Raw genomic sequence first — 20,289 nt, forward strand, 5'->3', positions numbered from 1 at the left:
CGCAGCGTCAATTGGTGATCTCCTTGCCCTGCGCTGTCTTCGCCCTGTCCGGGCGCTACCTCGCAGCTCCGAGAGTGGTGTCAATCCCACTGACGGGCGAAGAGGAGAGCACGATGAGTGTCAACAACGGGGTCCGGATCGTCGCGGCGGCCGCCGCCCTGCTCGCCATCACGGCGGTGCCCGCCACCGCGGCGACCAGCGCTGCCGCGGCACCGCCGGTCGCCGCGACCGGACTGAGTGTCGACCTGGGCCTGCACCTGGGCGGCAAGCCGAGCCAGCAACAGATCGCCGCGCTGTTCCAGCAGTGGAACGCGGCGCTGGCCACCGGTCAGCCGACCGTGGTGGCCGACCTGTACACCCCGGGCGCGGTGCTGCTGCCCACCCTGTCCAACGAGGTGCGCACCAGCAGGGCCGCCATCCTGGACTACTTCAAGTCCTTCCTGGCCAAGGGACCCAGCGGGCGGATCCTCAGCTCCACGGTCACCGTGCTGGACCGCGACACCGCGATGAACAACGGCACCTACCTGTTCACCTTCAAGGACGGCTCCACCGCGCAGGCCCGGTTCACCTACGTCTACGAGAAGGTCGGCGGCCGCTGGCTGATCGCCGCGCACCACTCCTCGGCCATGCCGGAGAAGTAACCGTTCGACGGCCATCGTCGAATATCGTCGAATCGCGGATTCGGCCGGGACGTCCGGCCGAATCCGCTCGATCAGGTAGCAAAGTTTCCGGAAAGTCGTGGCCAGTGCGGTGTTGACGTGGTCGCGGGGTGGCCGTAGCTTTCGCGGTCGAAGCGCTTCGATTCGATGCTGAGTCACCGTTTTCCTGGAGGACATCGATGTTCCGGCGAGTGCGGATCGTGGCGCTGAGCGCCTTGCTGTTGGTGGCCGCCGGCTGTGGTGGCTCCGGGGACTCGGATGCGAACACCCTGGAGGTCTGGCACTACGAGGCGCCCAACAGCGCCATGGGCATCGCCTGGCAGCAGGCGATCAAGGAGTTCGAGGCCAGTCATCCCGGGGTGCAGGTCCGCTTCCAGGAGAAGGGTTTCGAGCAGATCCAGAAGACCGCGCCGATGGTGCTCAACTCCCGTGAGGCGCCGGATGTGCTGGAGTACAACAAGGGCAACGCCACCACGGGCCTGCTCTCCCGGCAGGGCCTGCTGACCGACCTCAGCGAGGAAGCCGGGAAACGCGGCTGGGACAAGCTGCTCGCCCCCGGCCTGCAGACCACCGCGAAGTACGACGAGCGCGGCGTGATGGGCTCCGGCAAGTGGTTCGGCGTGCCGAACTACGCCGAGTACGTCACCGTCTACTACAACCAGGACGCCTTCCGGCAGCGCGGGATCGCGGTGCCGACCACCCTGGCCGAACTCACCGCGGCGATGGACACCTTCGTCGCCGCGGGGGTGACCCCGCTGGCGGTGGGCGGCGCGGAGTACCCGGCCCAGCACATCCTCTACCAGCTCGCGCTGAGCAAGGCCGACCGCGGCTGGGTGGACCGCTTCCAGCGCTACACCGGCCCGGTCGACTTCCACGACGCCGCCTGGAGCCACGCCGCGGAGACCTTCGCCGAGTGGGTGCGCAAGGGATACCTCAAGGGCACCGCGGCCGGGGTCAAGGCCGAGGACATGGGCGCGGCCTTCACCCGCGGCGAGCACCCGATCATGATCTCCGGCAGCTGGTGGCACGGCAGGCTGGCCAAGGAGATCACCGGCTTCCAGTGGAGCACCTTCCGCTGGCCCGGCAACAAGCTCAGCGCCGGCTCGGCAGGCAACCACTGGGTGGTGCCGCAGGGCTCGAAGAACAAGCAGTTGGCCTACGACTTCATCGACATCACCATGCGCAAGGGCATCCAGAACAAGCTCGCCGAGTCGGGCGCCATCGCGGTGGCCGCCGACCCCGCGCCTGCCACCGACGCGCGCACCAAGGTGCTCAACGAGGACTTCGCCGCGCTGGTGCAGGGAGACGGGCTCGCCTTCTACCCCGACTGGCCCGCGCCCGGCTACTACGACGCCATGGTCTCCGGCACCCAGAAGCTGATCACCGGGGCCGCGCCGCCGCACCAGGTGCTGACCGAGCTGGCCAAGCCGTACCAGGAAAACCTGGCCACGGTCGGCAGATGAGGACCCGCGCCTACTGGCTCTACCTGATCCCCGGCGCCCTGCTGTTCCTGGCGGTGATCCTGGTGCCGCTGGTGATGAACCTGGGCCTGAGCCTCACCCGCTGGTCGGGCGTCGGCGATCCACAGTGGACCGGACTCGACAACTACCAGAGGTTGTTCGCCGACAGCACGTTCTGGGCCTCCTTCCGGCACAACATCGGCCTGGTGCTGGCCATGGCGGTGCTGCCCACCCTGCTCGGCCTGGTGCTGGCGGCCACCCTGTTCGACATCGTGGGCAAGCGGTTCGGCCCGCGCACCGCGAGCGTCATCCGCGCCTGCCTCTACCTGCCGCAGGTGCTGCCGATCGCGGTGGCCGGCATCGTCTGGAGCTGGATCCTGGCCTCGGAGAACGGCGCGCTCAACGAGGTCCTGGCCGGCCTCGGCCTGGGCGGGCTGGCCCAGGACTGGCTGGGCAACCCGGATCTGGCGCTCTACAGCGTGATGGGCGTGCTGGTGTGGGTGCAGCTGGGCTATCCGGTGGTGATCTTCATGTCCGGGTTGCAGCGGGTGGATCCCGCGCTGTACGAGGCCGCCGACCTCGACGGCGCGTCCTGGTGGCGGCGGTTCTGGCACATCACCGTGCCGCACATCCGGCCGGAGAGCTACGTGGTCCTGTTGACCTGCACCATCGCCGCGCTCAAGGTCTTCGGCCCGATCTACGTGCTCACCAGGGGCGGCCCCGGCGGGGCGACCACGGTGCCCGCCTACTTCAGCTTCCAGAACTTCTTCGAGCGCACCCAGGTCGGCTACGGCGCGGCCATCGCCACCGTGCTGCTGGTGCTCATCCTGGCGCTGACCGCGGTCTTCGTCCGGGTGCAGCACCGTGGCGAGCGGGTGGGGGCGAGCGCATGACCCGGCGCAGGATCGGCTGGCCCGCCACCGCGGTGCTGCTCTCCCTGCTCGTGCTGGCGGTGGCCATGCTGGCGCCGTTCGTGATCGTGGCGCTCAACGCGGTCAAGACGCCCGCGGAGTACGCCGCCGACGGCCCGCTGAGCCTGCCTGACGGGCTGCACCTGGCCGGGATCATCGACTTCTGGCAGCGGGTGGACTTCGGCGGCAAGCTGCTCAACAGCTTCCTGATCAGCGGCGCGGTCGCGGTGCTGGCCGTGCTGGTCTCGGTGTGCAACGCCTACGCGCTGGGCATCGGCCGGGTGCGCGGGCGGGTGTGGATCGTGGTGCTGTTCCTGATCGCCAACACCATGCCGCAGGAGGCGCTGGTCTACCCGCTGTACTACCTGTTCAAGGAAGTCGGCCTGTACGACACCCAGCTCGGCGTGATCATCGTCTTCACCGTGGTCCAGGCGGCCTTCGGCACCTACCTGCTGTCCTCGATCCTCGGGGAGTTCCCGCGGGAGATCCTGGAGGCGGCCCGGATCGACGGCGCGAACTCCTGGCAGGTGCTGATCAGGGTGGTGGTGCCGGTCAGCAGGCCGACGCTGGGCGTGCTGTTCGTGTTCTTCTTCATCTGGACCTGGAACGAGTTCTTCCTGCCGCTGGTGCTGCTGGTGTCCAACGAGACCCAGACCGTGCCGGTGGCACTCGGTGTGCTGCAAGGGCAACGCATGATGGACGCGACCACCACCAGCGCCTCCGCGCTGCTGGGCCTCATCCCGGCGGTGGCGTTCTTCCTCATCTTCCAACGGACCCTGACCAGGGGACTGACCGCGGGAATGGGCCGATGAAGTTCAGCGACGGCTACTGGCTGCTGCGCGAGGGCGTGCGCGCCGAGCACCCGGTGCAGGCCCACGACGTGACGCCGGGACCCGGCTCGCTCACCGTGCACGCGCCCACCAGGCGGGTGCGCCACCGCGGCGACCTGTTGAAGGGCCCGGTGGTCACCGTCGGCCTGACCGCGCCGATGCCGGGGGTCATCGGCGTCACCATCACCCACTTCGCCGGGGAGCAGCCCAGGAAGCCCAGGTTCGAGCTGGCCGTGGCCGAGCGCTCGGCCGGCACGGACGACTGGGACTCGGTGTCCATTGTGGACGATGAGGCGGTGCTCAGCTCCGGCGAGCTGTCGGTGCGGGTGGCCCGCGGCAGGCCGTGGTCGCTGGACTTCATCGCCGACGGCAGGGTGCTGACCTCCAGCGGCGACAACGGCATGGGGTTCATGACCACCGGCGACGGCGGGCACCACGTGCGCGAGCAGCTGCGGCTGGCGGTGGGCGAGCTGGTCTACGGGCTGGGGGAGCGGTTCGGGCCGCTGGTGAAGAACGGCCAGGTGGTCGACATCTGGAACGCCGACGGCGGCACCGCCAGCGAGCAGGCCTACAAGAACATGCCGTTCTACCTGAGCAGCGCGGGCTACGGCGTGCTGGTCGACCACCCGGGGCTGGTCTCCTTCGAGGTGGGCTCGGAGGCGGTGTCCAAGGTGCAGTTCAGCGTCGAAGGCCAGTCGCTGCGCTACTTCCTCATCCACGGTCCTGCGCCCAAGGACGTGCTGCGCCGCTACACCGCGCTGACCGGGCGGCCCGCGCTGCCACCGGCCTGGTCCTTCGGGCTGTGGCTGTCCACCTCCTTCACCACCTCCTACGACGAGCAGACCGTCACCGGTTTCCTGGACGGCATGCGCGAGCGGGACATCCCGCTGAGCGTGGTGCACTTCGACTGCTTCTGGATGCGCGAGCTGCACTGGTGCGACTTCCAGTGGGACCCGCGCACCTTCCCCGATCCCGAGGGCATGCTGGCCAGGCTCAAGGCCCGCGGGCTCAAGGTGTGCGTGTGGATCAACCCCTACATCGCCCAGCGCTCGGCGCTCTTCGCCGAGGGCCAGGCCAAGGGCTACCTGCTGCGCAGGCCCAACGGCGATGTCTGGCAGTGGGACCTGTGGCAGCCGGGCATGGCGCTGGTGGACTTCACCAACCCGGCCGCCCGCCGCTGGTACGCCGAGAAGCTGGGCGCGCTGCTGGACCAGGGCGTGGACTGCTTCAAGACCGACTTCGGCGAACGGGTGCCCACCGACGTGGTCTACTACGACCGCGCCGACCCCGAGCGGATGCACAACTACTACACCTACCTCTACAACCGCACCGTCTTCGACCTGCTGCGCGAACGGCGCGGCGAGGGCGAGGCGGTGGTCTTCGCCCGCTCGGCAACCGTTGGCTGCCAACAGTTCCCGGTGCACTGGGGCGGGGACTGCGAGTCCACCTTCGAGGCGATGGCGGAGAGCCTGCGCGGCGGGCTGTCCCTCGGCCTGTCCGGCTTCGGCTTCTGGAGCCACGACATCGGCGGCTTCGAGGGCACCCCGGACCCGGCGCTGTTCAAGCGCTGGATCGCCTTCGGCCTGCTGTCCTCGCACAGCCGCCTGCACGGCAGCTCCTCCTACCGGGTGCCCTGGCTCTTCGACGAGGAGTCCACCCCGGTGCTGCGGTTCTTCACCCGGCTCAAGGCCCGGCTGATGCCGTACCTGTTCGCCGCGGCGGTGCAGGCGCACACCGAGGGCGTGCCGGTGCTGCGGGCGATGGCGCTGGAGTTCCCCGAGGACCCGGCCTGCGCGCACCTGGAGCGGCAGTACCTGCTCGGCGAGGACCTGTTGGTGGCACCGGTGTTCAGCGCCGATGGCGAGGTCTCCTACTACCTGCCCGAGGGCACCTGGACCGATGTGCTGACCGGCGAGGCGGTGCCGGGCGGGCGGTGGCTGCGGCGGCGCTACGACTTCCAGTCCCTGCCGCTGCTGGCCAGGCCCGGCTCGGTGATCCCGTTCGGCGCGGTGGATGACCGGCCGGACTACGACTACGCCGAGGGCGTGACCCTGCACGTGCACCAGCTCGCCGACGGGACGCGGGTACGCACCAGGGTGCCGGAGGTCTCCGGCGCGACCGCGGTGGTCTTCGACACCGCGCGGATGGGGCGCACGGTCATGGTGCAGGCCGACCGGGAGGTCACCGGCTGGCGGGTGCTGCTGGTCGGAATCGGCTCGGTGCGCTCGGTCGACGGCGGGCGGAGCTCCGCGCACCCGCACGGCACGCTCATCGAGGCGGACAGCTCGGTGGTCACGGTGGTCCAGGGGAGCGACGATGATCAAGATCACTGACGTGGCCCGGCACGCCGGGGTGTCGCCGAGCACGGTGTCCTACGTGCTCAGCGGCAAGCGGTCGATCTCGGAGGAGACCGCGCGCCGGGTGGAGGAGAGCATCCGGGTGCTGGGCTACCGCCCGCACGCCGGGGCCAGGTCGCTGGCCAGCAGCCGGGCCAAGGTCTTCGCGCTGGTGATCCCGTTGCGCAGCGGGGTGCACGTGCCGGTGATGATGCGCTTCGTGGCCGCGGTGGCCACCGCCGCCCGGCGGCACGACCACGACGTGCTGCTGCTGACCCAGGAGGAGGGCGCGGAGGGACTGCGCCGGGTCGCCCGCTCCGCGCTGGCGGACGCTTTTGTGCTGATGGACGTGCAGCTGCACGACGAGCGGCTGCCGGTGCTGCGGGAGCTGGACCGGCCCGCGGTGCTCATCGGCCTGCCCGCGGAGGACTACGGCTTCACCTGTGTGGACCTGGACTTCGCCGCGGCGGGGGAGCGCTGCGTGCGGCACCTGGCCGCGCTGGGGCACCGGGAGGTCGTGCTGATCGGCTCTCCGCCGGAGGTCTACGCCAGGGAGACCGGCTTCGCCGCCAGGGTCCGGGACGGCCTGCAGCGGACCGCCCGCCACCTGGGCGTGCGCACCACGGTCTACCCCTGCGCGGCCGACCCCGAGGCAGCCCGCGCACTGGCCAGGGCGGTGCTGCGGGAACGGCCGGAGGCCACCTCGCTGGTGGTGCACAACGAGTTCGTGCTGGAGGCGCTGCTGGCCGAGCTGGGCCGGGCCGGCGTGCTGGTGCCCAGGGACCTCTCGGTGCTGGCGCTGTGCCCCGACGAGCAGGCCGAGCGCGCCGCCGTCCCGCTCACCTCGGTCGCCATACCCGCCGAGGAGCTGGGCGAGCGGGCCGTGGAGCTGCTGGTGGCCAAGCTGGACGGCCACGAACCACCCAGGACCGCGCTGCTGCCGCCCCGGCTGACCGAGCGGGCCAGCACCGCGTCCCCGCGCGCCTGAAACCCTGCCAGAACAAGGAGAACCAGCGTGGCTGCCCTGTCCCCAACGAGGAGAGGCCGCACCGGCCGCGGACTTGCCGCGCTGCTCGCGGTGCTGGCCTGCGCCAGTGTGCTCGCCCCTGCCGCCCAGGCCGAGCCGGACCACCGGTTCCGCGATCCCCGGCTGCCCTTGCCGACCAGGGTCGATGACCTGCTGCGGCGGCTGACCCTGCCGGAGAAGGTCTCCCTGCTGCACCAGTACCAACCGGCCATCCCGCGGCTGGGCGTGCGCTCGTTCAAGACCGGCACCGAGGCCCTGCACGGCATCGGCTGGTCCACCGACAGGTCCACCGGCGGTTCGGTGGTGACCGCGGCAGGCACCGTTTTCCCGCAGGCGATCGGGCTGGCCAGCACCTGGAACCCGGAGCTCGTCCGGCAGGTCGGCGCGGTGGTGGGCACCGAGGCCCGCGGCTACCACGCGGAGAACCCGGACGTGTGGGGACTCCAGCTGTGGGCGCCGGTGGTCAACCTGCTGCGCGATCCGCGCTGGGGCCGCAACGAGGAGGGCTACGCCGAGGACGCGCACCTCACCGGCGTGCTCTCCACCGCCTACGGCAAGGGCGTGCAGGGACCGGACCCGGACCGGCTGCGCGCGGCCCCGGTGCTCAAGCACTACCTGGCCAACAACAACGAGACCCGGCGCACCACCACCTCCTCGAACCTGCCGCCGAGGGTGAAGAAGGAGTACGAGGAGGCCGCGTTCCGGGCCGCGATCTCCGCGGACGCGGCCACCGGCGTGATGATGGCCTACAACCTCATCAACGGCCGCCCGGCCACCGCGCACGCCGACGCCAACGAGGTGGTCCGCTCCTGGACCAAGCGGGAGCTGTTCAACGTCACCGACGCCGCCGGGCCGAACAACCTGGTGCGGTCGCAGCGGTACTACGCCGACCGGGCCGAGGCCGACGCGGCCACGCTCAAGGCCGGGGTGGAGAGCTTCACCGTCGACGACACCGACTCCAGCAAGACCATCAACGCGGTGACCACCGCGCTGTCGCGAGGGCTGATCGCGGAGTCCGATGTGGACACCGCGGTGCGGCGGATGCTGAGCGTGCGGTTCCGGCTCGGCGAGTTCGACCCGGATGGCGGACCGTACGGGCACATCACCAAGGACGTGGTGAACAGCCCCGAACACCAGCGGCTCAACCGCAAGGCCGCGGCCGAGGCCATGGTGCTGCTGAAGAACGAGCGCGGCACGCTGCCGCTGGATCCGGCGCGGGCCAAGAAGGTCGCGGTGGTCGGGCCGCTGGCCGACACCCTCTACACCGACTGGTACTCCGGCTCGCTGCCCTACCGGGTCACCCCGCGCCAGGGCATCGCCGAGCGGCTGGGCGCGGGCGGCTCGGTCGCCTTCGACGAGGGCGTGGACCGGATCGCGCTGCGCACCCCGGACGGCCGCTACGTCACCGCCCCGGCCGACGGCTCCGCGCTGACCGTGACCGGCGCGGGCGCCGGGCAGCACTTCGACTCCTTCGACTGGGGCGAGGGCGTGCTCGCGCTGCGCGCGGCGGCCAACAACCGTTACGTCTCCTACGGTTCCGGCGGCACCCTGGTGAGCAACGCCGAGCAGCCCATCGGCTGGTACGTCCAGCAGCAGTTCAAGCTCACCCCGCACGGCGGCGGCCACGTGCTGGAGTACGCGGGCAACGAGACCGACGAAGGCTGGTTCGGCGACAAGAAGTACGTGGTGGCCGGGGCCGACGGCAGGCTCACGGTGAGCGCGGCGACCCCGGCCGCGGCGACCACCTTCACCAGGGAGACCGTCAGCAGCGGGGTCGAGCAGGCGGTGCGGGCGGTGCGCGGCGCGGACGCGGCGGTGGTCGTGGTGGGCAGCATGCCGTTCATCAGCGGCCGCGAGGACGACGACCGCGCGGACCTCAACCTCGCGGCGGGACAACAGGAACTGGTCGAGGCGGTGCGCGCGGCCAACCCGAACACCGTCGTGGTGCTGGAGAACAGCTACCCGTCCACGATCAACTGGATCCAGCAGCACGTGCCCTCGGTGCTGTGGACCTCGCACGCCGGCGCGGAGACCGGCCGCGCGCTGGCCGACGTGCTCTTCGGCGCGCACAACCCGACCGGGCGGCTCACCCAGACCTGGTACCGCTCCGAGCGGGACCTGCCCAGCCTGTTCGACTACGACATCATCAAGAACGACCGCACCTACCAGTACTTCCGCGGCGACCCGCTCTACCCGTTCGGCCACGGCCTGTCCTACACCGAGTTCGACTACCGGAACCTGCGGCTGGACAAACCGGTGGTGGCCGCCGACGGCGAGGTGACGGTGAGCGTGCAGGTCACCAACACCGGTGCGCGGGCGGGGGAGGAGGTCGTGCAGCTCTACACCCACCAGCGCGCCTCCCGGGACAAGCAGCCGCTGCGGCAGCTGCGCGGGTTCGACCGGGTGCGCCTGAACCCCGGTGAGACCAGGACGGTGCGGCTGACCCTGCGCGCGGCCGACCTCGCGCACTGGGACGTCACCCGCAACCGCTGGGTGGTGGAGACCAGTCCGCGGGACATCATGGTCGGCCGCTCCGCCACCGACATCCGGCAGCGCGCGACGTTGTTCGTGCACGGGGAGACCATCCCGCCGCGCGAGCTGACCGGCCCGGCCCGCGCCGTCGACTTCGACGACTACCGGGGCGTGGACCTGGTCGATGAGACCAAGGCCCGCGGCGACGCGGTCGGCGCCACCGCCGGCGACTGGATCAAGTTCAGCGACGTGCGGCTCAACGCCAAGACCCTCACCGCCGCGGTGGCCAGGGCGGCGCCAGGGGAGACCACCGTGCAGCTGCGGCTGGACGACCCGGTGCGCGGTCCGGTGATCGGCACCGCCACGGTGCCCAGCACCGGCGACGCCTACCGCTACACCACCATCACCGCGCCGCTGACCGGCGCGCACGGCCGCCGGGACGTGTACCTGGTCTTCGGCGGCGACCTGCGGATCAGCTCCCTTTCCCTGCGCTGACAAGGGGTCCGGCCATGCGAACGAGGCTCACCGCGGCAGGGCTGGCACTGGCCCTCTCGCTCACCCTGCCCACCACCCCCGCCATGGCCGCGGGCGGCGGTTTCTCGGTGCTCACCTACAACATCGCCGGACTGCCCGAGGGACTCTCCTCGGGCAACCCGGCGGTCAACACCCCGCTGATCAGTCCCCGGCTCGCGCCCTACGACGTGGTGGCCGTGCAGGAGGACTTCGACTACCACGCCGCCCTCTACGCCGGGGACAACCACCCGCACCGCACCGCCACCAGCGGCGGGGCCGGGCTCGGAGACGGGCTCAACACCCTGTCCGCGTTCCCGGTGCAGGACTTCACCAGGGTCACCTGGTCCGCGTGCAACGGCACGGACTGCCTGACCCCCAAGGGTTTCACCGTCTCCCGGCTGCGGGTGGCCGAGGGCGTGCACCTGGACCACTACAACCTGCACGCCAACGCGGGCAGCACCGAGGCCGACCTGGCCGCCCGCCGGGCGAACATCACCCAGCTGACCCGGTTCATCGCCACCCACTCCGCGGGCAACGCGGTGCTGGTCACCGGCGACACCAACACCCGCTACACCCGCACCGGCGACAACATCCGCGAGCTGGTCACGGGCGCGGGCCTGACCGATCCCTGGGTCGAGCTGGTCCGTGGCGGGCAGCCCCCGGCGGCGGGCGCACCGGCGCTGGTGTGCGACCCGGCCGCGGTCACCGATGAGTGCGAGGTGGTGGACAAGATCTTCTACCGGGGCAACCGGCTGCTCCGGCTCAGCGCGCGCTCCTACCACAACGAGCACGCCAAGTTCCTGGACGCCAAGGGAAAGCCGCTCTCCGACCACTACCCGCACCTGACCAGGTTCGAGTTCACCCTGGCCGAGGGCATCCGGCTCAGCGACCACTTCGGCGGCCCGCACGGCACGCCGTTCACCGACCTGGACCGGGTCAGCGGCCCGCTGGCCGAACGCTCGGTGCTGCTGCGCGGCGCGGAACGCCTGGACGCGGTGGAGCTGACCCGCGCGGACGGCGCCACCCTGCGGCACGGCGGTTCCGGCGGCACTGCGAACACGCTGACCCTGGCTGCCGGTGAGCGCCTGATCCGGCTGACCCTGACCAAGGGCCAGCACTCCGGCCGCACCAGGATCTTCTCCGCGCAGCTGGCCACCGACCGGGGGCGGGTGGTCAGCGCGGGGCGGCCGACCGGCGACGCGGTGACGTTCACCGCGCCGCCGGGCTGGCGCATCGCCGGGTTCACCGGCCGGGCCGGTGCGGAGGTCGACCAGCTGGGCGTGATCTACCTGCCCGGCTGACCGGCGCGGGACCTCACTCCGCCTTGACCACGTGCACGTCCAAGCCTGCCTCGCGGTGCCGGGCCACCCAGTGGTCGATGGCCTGACCGCAGGCCTGGTCCAGGTGCCGCAAACCGGTGAGGTCCAGCCGCACGTGCTTGGTCAGCGGCAGGCCTTCCAGCACCGCGAGCAGCCTGGGCAACCGCAGGAAGGTCGCGTTGCCGCGCAGCACGACCACCTCGTCCTCGGAGCCCCGCGGGGTGACCGTCACCGACAGGTGCGAGACGTCCCACGCGGTCTTGAGCACCGCGGCCAGCAGCCCGGCCAGGGTGCCGGTGAGCAGGTCGGTGCTCACGATCAGCCCCGCGGTGAGCACCAGGATGGCGCCCTCGGCCCGGTCGGCGCGCAGCATCTCCGCCACCGCGCGCAGGCCCAGCAGCTTCCAGCCCGCGTGCACCAGCAGCGCGGCCAGCACCGCGGCAGGCAGGTAGGTCAGCAGGCCCGGCAGCAGTGCCGCGAACAGCAGCAGCCACACCCCGTGCAGCACCCGGCTGGCCTTGGTGCGCGCGCCCGCGTTGACGTTGGCCGCGCTGCGCACGATCACCGCGGTCATCGGCAGCGCGCCCAGCAGGCCGCACACCGTGTTGCCCACGCCCTGCGCGACCAGTTCCTGGTTGTACTGGGTGCGCGGACCGCTGTGCATGCGGTCCACCGCGGCCGCGCTGAACAGGCTCTCCGCCGAGGACACCAGCGCGAACACCAGCGCCGAGCCCAGCACCCCGGCATCCAGCAGCGAGAAGTTCGGCAGCTGGACCTGCTCGAGGAGGTTGCCCACCTGGATGCGCTGGACGTCCAGCCCGGCGAGAAGCGCGACGGCCGCCGCGACGACCACGCCGACCAGCATGCCCGGCACGACGCGCAGGCGTTGCGGCGCGCGCTGCCACAGCGTCATCACCACGACGGTGAGCACGCCTACCGCCAGCGCGCTCAGTCCGGCCGGGGTGGTCAGCGCCGACTCCACCAGCCCCGGCAGCCCGGCCGCCTTCGCCCAGGTGCTCACCGGCTGGGCGGCACCGGCTAACGGGTAGAGCTGGCCGAGGATGAGCACCAGCCCGATGCCGGCCAGCATGCCCTGCACGACGGCGGGGGAGATGGCGCGGAACCAGGTGCCGCAGCGCAGCGCGCCGAGCAGCACCTGCAACAGCCCGGCGCCGAGCACGATCAGGCCGAGCGCGCCGAGGCCGTGCTTGGCCACCGCGTCGGCCACCAGCACGGTGAGCCCGGCCGCCGGGCCGCTGACCTGCAAGCTGCTGCCCGGCAGCAGGCCGACCACGATACCGCCGACGATGCCGGTCACGATGCCCAGCTCGGCGGGCACCCCGGAGGCCACCGCCACGCCGACGCACAGCGGCAGGGCCACCAGGAACACCACCAGCGAGGCGCCGAGGTCCTGGCCGAAGGTCTGCCGCCAGCCGGGGCGGCGGGGCGGGAGAGCGTGTTGTTGGGTGGGTTCGATCGTCCTGGTCACGGCCGGCCTCACAGCGGCTGGAAGGTCGAGGCCGCGGCCGGGGTCAGCACGGCCCCGGTCTCGATGTCGTAGAACCAGCCGTGCACCCGCAGCTCACCGGCCTCGACCCGCTCGCGGACGAACGGGTAGGCCTCCAGCGTGCGCAACTGCGCGAGCAGGTGCCGCTGCCCCTCCTCGCGCAGCGCCGGATCCGCCGCGGTGGCCGCGGCGGGCAGACGGTGGTGCTTGGCGAGCCAGCCGCGCATGGTGGGCAGGTGGTCGATGGCCGCGCCGTGCAGCGCGCTGACCGCGCCGCAGTGCGAGTGCCCGCACACGATCACCTCGGGCACCCGGAGCCCGACCACGGCGAACTCGATGGTGGCCATCTCGCTGGTGGGGGCGTCTTCGCGGTATTCGGGAATGACGTTCCCCGCGGTGCGAAGTTCGAACAGGTTGCCCGCTTCGGCTCCGGTGATGGCCGAGGGGACGATGCGCGAGTCCGCGCAGGTGATGAACAAGGCGGTGGGCTGCTGACCGGCCGCGAGGCTGCGACCCGCGTTCTCCGGACGCCGGACGGGGTGTTCGCGGGCGCGTTCGATCAGGCGACGGATATCCATGGGATCCCTCACTGTGCATTGTGTGTGTTCAGCTGTTCAGCGACATCCGTGCTGATCAGTTCCGGAACACCTGTAATGCCGGAGGTGAGGTCAGTTCGCGCAGGTGCTCGGCCGGTCGCACCCGGTGTGGCGGGCGGTGCGCGTCCGGCCGGATGTCGTGCGCGGGGCGTTGTGCGGCAAGGAGTTCAGTGGCTGGGCGGGGCCGGCGGGCGACCAGGCGGGCGGGCGCCTCCCTGGCGGCCTTGCGCGGGAATTCCTCTTTCGGGCTTTCCTTCGCGGGCTTGTGGCCCTCTTTGGCCGGGTGGTGGCTTTCCTTCGACGGCTCGGGGCTGTGCGGGCCGGACAATGGCAGCACGGCGGCGTTCTCGACGAGGGGCTCGCAGGCCGGGGTGAGCACACCCAGCAGGCTCAGCACAATCGCGAGCAAGACCGCGCGCACTGTCCTCCCCTCCCGGACTCGTCCTTGATCATACTGTCCAGCGGTGATTCGGAAAAGTCGAGTTCTGCGTCGTGAATTTCCGAAGAATTTCCGCATTCTGAGACGCGCGCCGTTGCGCGCCGAATGCTTCGCCAATCATCCCAGCATACCCGGTGTACTGCCAACCCCTCTTGACGGGGATGGCCCGGGAGGGCTAGATGTTTACGTAAACATAACCTGCCGACGGGAACCCGATGACCAGACTGATCAGCATCTTCGCCGCGTCGGCAGTGGCCTTCGCCGCCGTGGTGACACCGGCTGCGGCGGCCGCGCCCTCGACCACCGTCCGGCCCGATCCGACTTACCAGCAGCAGCCGTTCCAGGGCTGGGGCACCAGCCTGATCTGGTTCGCCAACGCCACCGGGGGCTACCCGGCGGAGATCCGCGACCGGCTGGCCGAGCTGCTCTTCGGCGAGCAGGGGCTGCGGCTGAACATGGCGCGCTACAACATCGGCGGCGGCAACGCCCCCGACGTGCCGCCCTACCTCCGCCCCGGCGCGGCCGTGCCCGGCTGGTGGCGGGCGCCGGCGGGCACCACGCGCAAGGACACCGACTGGTGGCGGCCAGGCGACCCGCGCCTGTTCGACGCCTCGGCCGACCCCCGGCAGCGCTGGTGGGTGGACCGGATCAAGTCGAAGGTCACCCACTGGGAGGCGTTCAGCAACTCCCCGCCCTGGTTCCAGACGGTCAGCGGCTACGTCTCCGGCGGCTTCGACCCGAACACCGACCAGCTGCGCGCGGACCGGGTCGAGGACTTCGCCGCCTACCTGACCCAGGCGATGGTCGAGCTGGAACGCGCGCACGGCATCCGGTTCGGCACCCTGGACCCGTTCAACGAGCCCAACACCCCGTACTGGCGCACCACCCTGGGACCTGACGGCAACCCGACCGGCGGCCGCCAGGAGGGCGCGCACATGAGCCCGGCCTTGCAGGCCAAGGTCATCCCGCCGGTGGCCGCGGCGCTGCGGGCGAAGTCGTTGCGGGCGGCCGTCTCCGCGCCGGATGAGACCAACCCCGGCATCTTCGCCGAGAACTGGGCGGGCTACCCGGCCGAGGTCCGCGCCGAGGTGGGGCAGCTGAACGTGCACACCTACGGCACCGGCCGCCGCACCTCGGCACGGGACATCGCCAAGGGCGCGGACAAGCCGCTGTGGATGAGCGAGGTGGACGGCTCCTGGGGTCCGGGGCAGAGCTTCACCAGCATGGACCCCGGCCTGGGCATCGCCGAGCGGGTGATCGACGACCTGCGCGAGCTGGAGCCGCGCAGCTGGCAGCTCTGGCAGGCGATCGAGGACTACGACAACATGAAGCCCGGCGGCGAGTCCCCGGCCGGCATGAACTGGGGCGTGGTGCAGATCCCGTTCAACTGCGGGCCCAAGGACACCCTCGCCACCTGCGCGCCCAGGGTGAACACCAAGTTCCACACCCTGCGCAACTTCACCCACCACATCAGGCCCGGCGACCGGCTGGTCGCGGTGGACACCACCACCGACGTGGCCGCGGTGCGCGGACCCGGCGCGGAGCTGACCTCCGTGGTGCACCTGAACAAGACCGACCAGCCGCAGGCCGTGACCCTCGACCTGTCCCGGTTCGCCTCGGTGTCGCCATACGCCAGCGTACGGCCGGTGGTCACCGACGCCCGCGGCGCGCTGGCCGAGGGCACCGCGGTGCGCGTGCGCGCGGGCAAGGCCACGCTGACCGTGCCCGCCCGCTCGGTCACCACCTTCCAGGTGCGCGGGGTGAGCGGGGTGCGCGGTGAGGCCGCGCTGGGCGGCGACTACCGGCTGACCGGCGCGCAGAGCGGCAAGTCGCTCGCGCCCTCGGGCACGGACCTGGTGCAGCGCACCACCGACCCGGCGGCCGCGGACCAGGTGTGGCGGCTGGAGCGCAAGTCCGGCGGCTACGGCAACCGGGCCCAGTTCGCGGTGGTCAACGCCGCCACCGGGCAGCGACTGGCCGCGGCCGGGGGCGCGGTGGTGCTGCGGCCCGGCACGGCCGACGGCCCGGAGGCCCGGTGGATCCCCTCCTCCACCGGCGACGGCAGCTGGACCTTCGTCAACGCGGGCACCGGCGCGGTGCTCGACGTGACCGGCGAGTCCCAGGCCGACGGCGCGCGGATCGGCCTGTACCAGCCGACCTCCAAGGACAACCAGCGCTGGACGGCCTCCCGGCAGCTCCGATAGCGCGGCGGCGTCGAATCCATCGTCGAATTCGCCGTCGATTCGACGAAAGCGTTGCCGCACAACGGTTTTCCTGGACAACCCGGCTCGCGATCCGGCACGCTGTCCCCAGCTCCGCCGCCGAAGCGAAGGGTGGCACCACCATGCGCACCACAGCAGCCACACTGGCCCTGCTGGTCACCGCGAGCCTGGCCAGTCCAGGGCTCGGCCGGGCGGCGACCTGGGAGGACGTGGTCACGCCCAGCTCCTTCGGCGGCTACGGCGCGCTGGAGTCGGAGTGGAACTACCGCTACCCCTGGGGTTCGGACCACAACGGCTCGGCGCGGATGTACGCCAGCGCCACCGACCACAACCACGTTTCGCTCTCCGGTGGCGTGCTGACCCTGCGCGCCTCGCGGATCTCCTGGAACGAGGGCAACAGCTCCGCCTCCCCGCACCTGCCCATCCGCTACCACTCCGGCGCGATCCACGCCAAGGACCAGGTGCTGGTCACCGAGGCGTTCCCCAACTACGAGGTCAGGGGCGAGTTCCAGGCCCCGTCGACGCGCGGGACCTGGCCGGCGTTCTGGCTGACCGGCGTGCGCAGCTGGCCGCCGGAGAGCGACATCCTGGAGTTCAAGGGCGACAACCGCAACTGGTTCAACACCTTCCGCTCCGCCAGTGACGTCTCCACCACGACCGTCGGGGTGTCCGCGCCCGGCTCCTGGCACACCTACCGGGCCTGGATCACCAAGGTCAACGGCACCGACGTGGAGATCCACTACTACCTGGACGGGAAGTGGATCGCCAAGCACACCGGCCGGAACTTCGTCGGCAAGCCGCTGTGGGTGATCCTCAACCTGCAGATGGAAGGCTCCTCGGGCAGTCCGGGACCCGGCGGGGACACGGTGTACCGCGCCCGCAACGTCTACATCGGACGGACCAGGGCATGAGCGGGCGGCGGGCCGTCCTGCTGAGCCTGGCGCTGCTGGACTCCTCGGCGCTGTACTTCGTCTCCTACGACGGCGTGGTGAACAACAACTCCCTCCAGCAGGAGGCGATCCTGACCCACAAGGGGCACCAGTACGCCACCTGGTACACCGCGAGCCGCCACGCGGTGATCGGCAGGCGGCCGGTGGGCGGCAGCCGCTGGGAGACCGTGACGCTGCCGCACCGGCTCAGCGTGGACGACTCGCACAACGTCATCTCCCTCGGCATCTCGCCGCAGGACGACACCGTGCACGTCGCGCTGGACACGCACAACACCCGCCTGCACTACCTGCGGTCCACCCCCGGCCTGGCCGGGGGCGGGCAGCCCTGGCGAGCGATCGCCTTCGGTCAGGTGCGGCGCACCCTCGGCGAGGTCGAGCTGGGCGCGATGACCTACCCGCGGTTCGTGGTCACGCCCGAGGGCAGGCTCCAGTTCAGCTACCGCACCGGCGGTTCCGGCAACGGCGTCAACGAGCTGGCCGAGTACTCCGGCGGGACCTGGCGCAAGCTTGGCGCCTGGACCTCGGCGACCGGCTCCTACACCGGCCCCAACGGCGTGGTCTCCGGCACCAGGAACATGTACCTGCACGGCCTGACCTACGACCGGCGTGGGCGGCTGCACGCGGCGTTCACCTGGCGCGAGGGCAACGCCGGTGTGCTGTGCGCGCGGGGCGGGCTGACCAACCACGACACCGGCTACGTCTACAGCGACGACCGCGGCCGCGCCTTCCACCTCGTCCGCGGCGCCGACGGCGGCTGGACCAAGCGGGAAGTGCCGGTCGCCCCGAACCACACCCAGCGCAGCAAGATCGTTCTTGGCCGCCTGGAAAGCGCTTACCTCGTTCTGCCGGGCGGCTGGATCGTGGCCGCGAGCAAGGCGAGCGGGTGGACGGACTGGCGGCTGGTGTTCGACGGGGCCGGGCTGCGCGCCTTCGGCGAGGTCAGCGTGGACGCCTCCCGCCTTGGCACGCAAGGGATTCTCTCCGTGCAGTACCAGCAGACCTAGCACACCACCAAGGATGCCCATGACCAGCAGAGGCCGTCTGTTCCGATCACTCGCGCTCACCGCCAGCCTGGTGGCCGGCGCGGTCCTCCCCGCCGCCGCGGCGCCGAGTGACGCGGTCACCGTGCGCGTCGATCCCTCCTACCAGCAGCAGGAGTTCGAGGGCTGGGGCACCAGCCTGGTCTGGTTCGCCAACGCCACCGGCGGCTACCCGGAGCCGATCCGCCGCAAGCTGGTGGACCTGCTCTTCGGCGAGGACGGCCTGCGCCTGAACATCGCCCGCTACAACATCGGCGGCGGCAACGCCCCGGACGTCCGCAAGGACTACATGAAGAAGGGCGCGACCATGGAGGGCTTCTGGAAAGCTCCTCCAGGCACCACCCAGAAGGACAAGGACTGGTGGCGGCCGGACAACCCGGCGCACTGGAACCTCGACGCCGATGCCAACCAGCGCTGGTGGGTTGACCAGATCAAGCAGAAGGTCACCCACTGGGAGTCCTTCAGCAACTCCCCGCCGTGGTTCCAGACCGTCAGCGGCTACGTCTCCGGCGGCTTCAACCCGAACACCGACCAGATCCGCCCGGAGCGGGTCGATGACTTCGCCACCTACCTGGCGCGGGTGAGCACGCACCTGGAACGCGCGCACGGCATCAAGTTCGGCACCCTCGCGCCGCTCAACGAGCCGAACACCAACTACTGGGGCACCCAGCTCGGCCCGGACGGCCAGCCGACCGGCGGGCGGCAGGAGGGCGCGCACGCGGGACCCGGGCTGCAACAGCAGGTGCTGCTGGCCTCGCGGCGCGCCCTGGACCGGCTCGGCTCGCGCACCGAGGTCTCCGCGATGGACGAGACCAACCCCGGCCTCTTCGCGCGCAACTGGCAGGGCTACGGCCCGGCCCGCACCGCGATCGGCCAGCTCAACGTGCACACCTACGGCACCGGCCAGCGCACCAGCGCCCGCGACATCGCCAAGGGCGCGCACCGCGACCTGTGGATGAGCGAGATCGAGGGCACCTGGGGCACCGGCACCGACTACACCGGCATGGAACCGGGGCTGGGCATCGCCACCCGCATGGTGGAGGACATCCGCGAGCTGGAACCCTCGGCCTGGGTGCTGTGGCAGCCGATCGAGGACACCGGCCCGCAGGTGAGCGCGGGCAAGAACTGGGGCAGCATCCACGTGCCGTTCACCTGCACGGCCAAGGACACCTTGCAGACCTGCCCGATCCGGACCAACACCAAGTTCCACACCATCCGCAACTTCACCCACCACATCCGGCCCGGCGACCGCTTCGTCAGGACCGACCAGCCCGGCACCGTGGCCGCGGTGGCGCGCTCCGGCGCGCAGGCGAAGGTGGTGCACGTCAACAACGGCGCCGCCACCCGCACGGTGACCCTGGACCTGTCCCGGTTCGGGCGGATCTCCGCGCAGGCCTCGGTGACCCCGGTGGTCACCAGCTCGGCGGGCGCGCTCGTGCGCGGCAACCCGGTGCGCGTCTCCGGCGGGTCGGCGAAGCTGACCGTGCCCGCGAAGTCGGTCACCACCTTCCTCGTGGACGGTGTCTCCGGCGTGGCCAAGGACGCCGCGCTGATCCAGCCCGGTCACCGGTACCAGCTGGCGGGGGTGGCCAGCGGCAAGTCGATGGCGCCTGCCGCGAGCGGCACCGGGGTGGTCATCCGCACCAGCGACGCCAGCCCGGCGCAGCAGTGGTCGGTGCGGAAACTGGGTGGCGCCAACGGAAACCGCGACCGGTACGAGATCGTGCACCAGAGCAGCGGCGCCCGGATCGCGGCCAGGGGCAACGCGGCGGTCCTGGAACCGGCGGGCACCCCGGTGAGCCAGTCCGCGCAGTGGATCATGTCGACCACCGGTGACGGCAGCTGGACCTTCGTCAACGCCGCCACCGGCCGGGTGCTCGACGTGGCCGGTCAGTCCACCGCCGACGGCGCCGCGGTGACCACCGCCGACGCCTCCTCCGCGCCGAGCCAGCGGTGGCGGGTGACCGACCGGACGCCGGGCGCACCAGGAACCTTTCAGTAGCCACTT

Annotated in this window: 15 protein-coding genes; 12 read left to right on the top strand and 3 right to left on the bottom strand. The window is 71.2% G+C overall.

What is annotated here, in order from left to right:
* Window positions 1-113 precede the first annotated feature (113 nt).
* The 8 genes from N8J89_RS17200 (at window position 114) to N8J89_RS17235 (ending at window position 11,509) form a co-directional block, all read left to right on the top strand.
* On the top strand, window positions 114-641 hold the full coding sequence (locus tag N8J89_RS17200; protein WP_283665364.1) for an SgcJ/EcaC family oxidoreductase: 528 nt from the start codon (window positions 114-116) through the stop codon (window positions 639-641).
* 197 nt (window positions 642-838) lie between these two features.
* Window positions 839-2,122, top strand: coding sequence for an ABC transporter substrate-binding protein (locus N8J89_RS17205; protein ID WP_283665365.1), 1,284 nt, complete (start codon window positions 839-841; stop codon window positions 2,120-2,122).
* The gene (locus N8J89_RS17210; protein ID WP_283665366.1) at window positions 2,119-3,012 is read left to right on the top strand and encodes a carbohydrate ABC transporter permease; all 894 of its coding nucleotides are present in this window, start codon (window positions 2,119-2,121) and stop codon (window positions 3,010-3,012) included. The genes N8J89_RS17205 and N8J89_RS17210 overlap by 4 nt, the downstream gene beginning before the upstream one ends.
* Window positions 3,009-3,842: a carbohydrate ABC transporter permease gene (locus N8J89_RS17215; protein WP_283665367.1), complete on the top strand. Its 834-nt coding sequence runs from the start codon at window positions 3,009-3,011 to the stop codon at window positions 3,840-3,842. The genes N8J89_RS17210 and N8J89_RS17215 overlap by 4 nt, the downstream gene beginning before the upstream one ends.
* Window positions 3,839-6,193, top strand: a complete 2,355-nt coding sequence (gene yicI / locus N8J89_RS17220) for an alpha-xylosidase (RefSeq protein ID WP_283665368.1) — start codon at window positions 3,839-3,841, stop codon at window positions 6,191-6,193. Before N8J89_RS17215 ends, yicI begins: the two co-directional genes overlap by 4 nt.
* Entirely contained in the window at window positions 6,177-7,184 is a 1,008-nt protein-coding gene (locus N8J89_RS17225; RefSeq protein ID WP_283665369.1) for a LacI family DNA-binding transcriptional regulator, read from the top strand. The genes yicI and N8J89_RS17225 overlap by 17 nt, the downstream gene beginning before the upstream one ends.
* A 27-nt stretch (window positions 7,185-7,211) precedes the next feature.
* A complete protein-coding gene (locus N8J89_RS17230) occupies window positions 7,212-10,190 on the top strand; it encodes a glycoside hydrolase family 3 C-terminal domain-containing protein (protein WP_283665370.1) in 2,979 nt (992 codons plus the stop codon).
* 14 nt (window positions 10,191-10,204) lie between these two features.
* Complete coding sequence (locus N8J89_RS17235) at window positions 10,205-11,509, top strand: jacalin-like lectin (RefSeq protein WP_283665371.1); 1,305 nt, start codon at window positions 10,205-10,207, stop codon at window positions 11,507-11,509.
* 13 nt (window positions 11,510-11,522) lie between these two features.
* Here N8J89_RS17235 and N8J89_RS17240 read toward each other — a convergent pair whose 3' ends face one another.
* Genes N8J89_RS17240 through N8J89_RS17250 form a run of 3 tightly spaced genes read right to left on the bottom strand, consistent with a single transcriptional unit; the run spans window position 11,523 to window position 14,051 of the window.
* Window positions 11,523-13,016 (bottom strand): SulP family inorganic anion transporter, encoded by a 1,494-nt coding sequence (locus N8J89_RS17240; protein ID WP_283665372.1) that lies wholly within the window; start codon window positions 13,014-13,016, stop codon window positions 11,523-11,525.
* Between the two features lie 8 nt (window positions 13,017-13,024).
* Window positions 13,025-13,612 (bottom strand): carbonic anhydrase, encoded by a 588-nt coding sequence (locus N8J89_RS17245; protein WP_283665373.1) that lies wholly within the window; start codon window positions 13,610-13,612, stop codon window positions 13,025-13,027.
* Between the two features lie 55 nt (window positions 13,613-13,667).
* A complete protein-coding gene (locus N8J89_RS17250; RefSeq protein WP_283665374.1) occupies window positions 13,668-14,051 on the bottom strand; it encodes a hypothetical protein in 384 nt (127 codons plus the stop codon).
* A gap of 233 nt (window positions 14,052-14,284) precedes the next feature.
* Between N8J89_RS17250 and N8J89_RS17255 the strand changes: the two genes are divergently transcribed.
* The 4 genes from N8J89_RS17255 to N8J89_RS17270 all read left to right on the top strand — a co-directional run bounded on the left by N8J89_RS17255 (window position 14,285) and on the right by N8J89_RS17270 (window position 20,283).
* Window positions 14,285-16,273, top strand: coding sequence for an RICIN domain-containing protein (locus N8J89_RS17255; RefSeq protein ID WP_283665375.1), 1,989 nt, complete (start codon window positions 14,285-14,287; stop codon window positions 16,271-16,273).
* Window positions 16,274-16,413: 140 nt separating this feature from the next.
* Window positions 16,414-17,202, top strand: coding sequence for a glycoside hydrolase family 16 protein (locus N8J89_RS17260; RefSeq protein ID WP_283665376.1), 789 nt, complete (start codon window positions 16,414-16,416; stop codon window positions 17,200-17,202).
* Window positions 17,199-18,245 carry a BNR repeat-containing protein gene (locus tag N8J89_RS17265; protein ID WP_283665377.1) on the top strand — a complete coding sequence of 349 codons (1,047 nt, stop codon included), beginning with the start codon at window positions 17,199-17,201 and terminating at the stop codon, window positions 18,243-18,245. Before N8J89_RS17260 ends, N8J89_RS17265 begins: the two co-directional genes overlap by 4 nt.
* Window positions 18,246-18,264: 19 nt before the next feature.
* Window positions 18,265-20,283 (top strand): RICIN domain-containing protein, encoded by a 2,019-nt coding sequence (locus tag N8J89_RS17270; protein WP_283665378.1) that lies wholly within the window; start codon window positions 18,265-18,267, stop codon window positions 20,281-20,283.
* Window positions 20,284-20,289 lie beyond the last annotated feature (6 nt).

It is taken from the genome of Crossiella sp. CA-258035, assembly GCF_030064675.1.
In the GTDB taxonomy this organism is placed as follows: domain Bacteria; phylum Actinomycetota; class Actinomycetes; order Mycobacteriales; family Pseudonocardiaceae; genus Crossiella.

Excerpts from the sequence above, each read along its gene's own strand:
- N8J89_RS17200 (WP_283665364.1), top strand. The coding sequence starts at position 114 with ATGAGTGTCAACAACGGGGTCCGGATCGTCGCGGCGGCCGCCGCCCTG.
- N8J89_RS17205 (WP_283665365.1), top strand. The coding sequence starts at position 839 with ATGTTCCGGCGAGTGCGGATCGTGGCGCTGAGCGCCTTGCTGTTGGTG.
- N8J89_RS17210 (WP_283665366.1), top strand. The coding sequence starts at position 2,119 with ATGAGGACCCGCGCCTACTGGCTCTACCTGATCCCCGGCGCCCTGCTG.
- N8J89_RS17215 (WP_283665367.1), top strand. The coding sequence starts at position 3,009 with ATGACCCGGCGCAGGATCGGCTGGCCCGCCACCGCGGTGCTGCTCTCC.
- yicI (WP_283665368.1), top strand. The coding sequence starts at position 3,839 with ATGAAGTTCAGCGACGGCTACTGGCTGCTGCGCGAGGGCGTGCGCGCC.
- N8J89_RS17225 (WP_283665369.1), top strand. The coding sequence starts at position 6,177 with ATGATCAAGATCACTGACGTGGCCCGGCACGCCGGGGTGTCGCCGAGC.
- N8J89_RS17235 (WP_283665371.1), top strand. The coding sequence starts at position 10,205 with ATGCGAACGAGGCTCACCGCGGCAGGGCTGGCACTGGCCCTCTCGCTC.
- N8J89_RS17245 (WP_283665373.1), bottom strand. The coding sequence starts at position 13,612 with ATGGATATCCGTCGCCTGATCGAACGCGCCCGCGAACACCCCGTCCGG.
- N8J89_RS17255 (WP_283665375.1), top strand. The coding sequence starts at position 14,285 with ATGACCAGACTGATCAGCATCTTCGCCGCGTCGGCAGTGGCCTTCGCC.
- N8J89_RS17260 (WP_283665376.1), top strand. The coding sequence starts at position 16,414 with ATGCGCACCACAGCAGCCACACTGGCCCTGCTGGTCACCGCGAGCCTG.
- N8J89_RS17265 (WP_283665377.1), top strand. The coding sequence starts at position 17,199 with ATGAGCGGGCGGCGGGCCGTCCTGCTGAGCCTGGCGCTGCTGGACTCC.
- N8J89_RS17270 (WP_283665378.1), top strand. The coding sequence starts at position 18,265 with ATGACCAGCAGAGGCCGTCTGTTCCGATCACTCGCGCTCACCGCCAGC.